This window comes from Mesorhizobium sp. M2C.T.Ca.TU.002.02.1.1 (assembly GCF_003997225.1).
Genome location: NZ_RZTO01000698.1, coordinates 1 through 3,327, shown reverse-complemented (window position 1 = coordinate 3,327; position 3,327 = coordinate 1). Strand labels below are relative to the sequence as shown.

Below are 3,327 nucleotides of genomic sequence, written 5' to 3'. Positions count from 1 at the left end.
GAATATCGCGGCTATGACTCGGCCGGCGTCGCCACCATCGAGAGGGGCGAGCTTGGCCGGCGCCGTGCCGAAGGCAAGCTCATCAACCTCGAACGGCGGCTGAAGGACGAGCCGCTCGAGGGCACGATCGGCATCGGCCATACGCGCTGGGCAACGCATGGCGTTCCCAACGAGACCAACGCGCATCCGCATTTTTCCAACGGCGTCGCCATCGTCCACAACGGCATCATCGAGAATTTCGCAGAGCTGCGCGACGAACTTACCCGCGACGGTTACACGTTCTCCTCGCAGACCGACACCGAGGTCGTCGCGCATCTTGTGGCGCGCGAGCTCGCCAGGGGACTGCAGCCGGTGGAAGCCGCGCATGCGGCGCTGAAGCGGCTTTCCGGCGCCTTCGCGCTGGCGATCATGTTCAAGGGCGACGAGGACCTGATCGTCGGCGCCCGCAACGGTCCGCCTCTGGCCGTCGGCCATGGCGAGGGCGAGATGTTTTTGGGCTCCGACGCCATCGCGCTGGCGCCCTTCACCAACTCAATCACCTATCTCGAGGACGGCGACTGGGCCGTGGTGCGTCGCGAAAGCGTGACCATCTACGACATCGACGGCAACAAGGTCGACCGCAAGCGCCAGCAGTCGCTGTCGACCAGCTTCATGGTCGACAAGGGCAACCGCCGGCATTTCATGGAAAAGGAAATCCATGAGCAGCCCGAGGTGATCTCGCACACGCTGGCGCATTATGTGGATTTCGTTTCCGGCAAGTCGAAGCCGCTGGCACTCCCGTTCGACTTTGCCACGATCGGCCGCCTGGCGCTTTCGGCCTGCGGCACCGCCTATCTCGCCGGGCTGATTTCGAAATACTGGTTCGAGCGCTATGCGAGATTGCCGGTCGATATCGATGTCGCTTCGGAGTTCCGCTACCGCGAGATGCCGCTGTCGGCCAATGACGCGGCCTTCTTCATCTCGCAGTCGGGCGAGACCGCCGACACGCTGGCTTCGCTGCGCTATTGCCGCAAGGCCGGCATGAAGATCGGCGCCGTGGTCAATGTGCGCGAATCGACCATGGCGCGTGAATCCGACGTCGTGCTGCCGACGCTTGCCGGCCCGGAGATCGGCGTCGCCTCGACCAAGGCGTTTACGTGTCAGCTCTCCGTCCTGGCTGCCCTCGCGGTCCGGGCGGGCGTCGCGCGCGGCACCATCTCGCCGGATCAGGAAAAGCAGCTGGTACGCGAGCTTTCAGAAGCGCCGCGCTTCGCTACCCAGGTGCTGAAGCTCGACGAGCAGATCGAACGCATCTCGCGCGAGCTCTCGCGCTACAAGGACGTGCTCTATCTCGGCCGCGACACCAATTTCCCTCTGGCGATGGAAGGCGCGCTGAAGCTCAAGGAGATTTCCTATATCCATGCCGAGGGCTATGCGGGCGGCGAACTGAAGCACGGACCGATCGCGCTGATCGACGAGAACATGCCGGTGATCGTGATCGCGCCGCATGACCGCATCTTCGAAAAGACGGTGTCGAACATGCAGGAAGTGGCGGCGCGCGGCGGCAAGATCATCCTGATCACCGACGCCAAGGGCGCCGCGCAGGCGGGCATCAAGACGATGGAGACGATCATCCTGCCCGAGGTGCCGGAGATCATCTCGCCGATCATCTACGCCCTGCCGATCCAGATGCTGGCCTATTTCACCGCCGTGTTCATGGGCACCGACGTCGACCAGCCGCGCAATCTGGCGAAGTCAGTGACGGTGGAGTAGCGCCGTCACCTTCGTTCCATCTTTTTCGTCATCCACGGGCGGAGCAGGAGCAAAGCTCCTGCGCAGACCCGAGGATCCATTCCGTGACGTTTGCGGCGGATCAAAGCGGTACAGAATTAGGCGCTACCACCCGGTCCCGCGAAAAAGCTCGAACCATTCCGGATTGGTCTTCTCGATCAGTTCGATTTTCCATTGGCGCGGCCAGCGTTTCAGCGATTTTTCGCGCTGGATCGCGTCGCGGATGTCGAAATATTCCTCGTACCAGACCAGACGCTGCACGCCGTAGCGCCCGGTAAAGCGCGAGCCTTCGCTGGATCTGTGCTCCGGCATCCGACGGCCGAGGTCATTTGTGACACCGGTGTAGATGGTGCCGCGCTTCTTGCTCGCAGTCATGTAGACATAGCCCGTCATGGGTAAAGCATAACGGAGGGATGATCAGGTGCCTATTCTGATGGGTTGCATCCTCAGGCCGAAGTCACGGAATGGATCCTCGGGTCTGCGCGCGTCGCTTCGCTCCTTGCTTCGCCCGTGGATGACGAAGGGATGGATGTCTCGGCTAATCGCGAACGGAAGCAACTCCCATTTGGAACACGAAGAGCTCTGGTTTGCAGTTGGCTTTGTACCATAGCATGATACATGATGCGAGCGGGCACTCGCCCTAACCCTTTGAGGATACTGAGCTATGCTCAAGTTCGCACGTCCTATCCATCCGGGAGAGTTCCTGCGTGAAGAGTATCTGGTACCGCTCGGCATGAGTGCTGGTGCGCTGGCGAAGAAGCTGAACCTTCCGCGTACGCGGATCGAGCGCATCGTCAAGGAAGAGGTTGGTCTTACGCCGGATACTGCGCTTCGTCTCGCCAGGTTCTTCAATACCACGCCTGAGTTCTGGATGAATTTCCAGAAGTCCTACGAGCTGGAGACCGAAGCGAGGAAAATAGCGTCGGAACTCGAGAAGATCGTGCCTTTGGACGCAGCCGCATAAGCGCGCTCTTTAAAAACTTCGCAGTTCCAAACCGGCCCGCGGTTCATTAATCTTGGCGACGCAACCTGCGCCGCGGTGAACCCATGTCCGACGCCCTTAAGACCTCTGGCATGACCCGGCTGAGGAATTATTTCCTGACAGGGTTCGTCGTTTGCGCGCCGCTGGCGATCACCGCCTATATCGCATGGTCGCTCATCGGCTGGGTCGATTCCTGGGTGAAGCCTTATATTCCGGTCCGCTACAATCCCGATACTTATCTGCCGTTCCCGGTGCCCGGCTTCGGGCTGATCGTGGCGCTGGTGCTGATCACGCTGATCGGCTTCCTGACGGCCAACATCGTCGGCCGCGCCATCGTCAATTTCGGCGAGCGGCTGCTGGGCCGCATGCCGCTGGTGCGCGGCATCTATGGCTCGCTGAAGCAGATCTTCGAGACGGTGCTGTCGAACAAGGGCGACATGTTCCGCCAGGTCGGGCTGGTCGAATATCCGCGCAAGGGCGTCTGGTCGCTGGTTTTCGTCGCCAGCGAGAAGGAAACCGAGATCAACCAGAAGCTCGACCAGGAAGGCGATCCGCTGATCGCGGTCTTCATGCCC

Annotated in this window: 4 protein-coding genes; 3 read left to right on the top strand and 1 reads right to left on the bottom strand. The window is 61.1% G+C overall.

What is annotated here, in order from left to right; translation table 11 throughout:
- Positions 1–1,752 (top strand): glutamine--fructose-6-phosphate transaminase (isomerizing) (glmS, locus tag EOD07_RS27785; protein ID WP_127237666.1); only part of this gene is annotated, 1,752 nt, incomplete at its 5' end.
- A gap of 123 nt (positions 1,753–1,875) precedes the next feature.
- On the opposite strand, the gene EOD07_RS27780 is transcribed toward glmS, so the two are convergent.
- On the bottom strand, positions 1,876–2,163 hold the full coding sequence (locus tag EOD07_RS27780) for a GIY-YIG nuclease family protein (RefSeq protein ID WP_127237665.1): 288 nt from the start codon (positions 2,161–2,163) through the stop codon (positions 1,876–1,878).
- Between the two features lie 271 nt (positions 2,164–2,434).
- On the opposite strand from EOD07_RS27780, the gene EOD07_RS27775 reads away from it, so the two are divergent.
- Entirely contained in the window at positions 2,435–2,734 is a 300-nt protein-coding gene (locus EOD07_RS27775) for a HigA family addiction module antitoxin (RefSeq protein ID WP_041008836.1), read from the top strand.
- Positions 2,735–2,817: 83 nt separating this feature from the next.
- Positions 2,818–3,327, top strand: a 510-nt coding sequence (locus EOD07_RS27770) for a DUF502 domain-containing protein (RefSeq protein WP_164772592.1), incomplete at its 3' end; no start/stop codon positions are given.

Coding starts and splice junctions, on each gene's coding strand:
- EOD07_RS27780 (WP_127237665.1), bottom strand. CDS start 2,163: ATGACGGGCTATGTCTACATGACTGCGAGCAAGAAGCGCGGCACCATC.
- EOD07_RS27775 (WP_041008836.1), top strand. CDS start 2,435: ATGCTCAAGTTCGCACGTCCTATCCATCCGGGAGAGTTCCTGCGTGAA.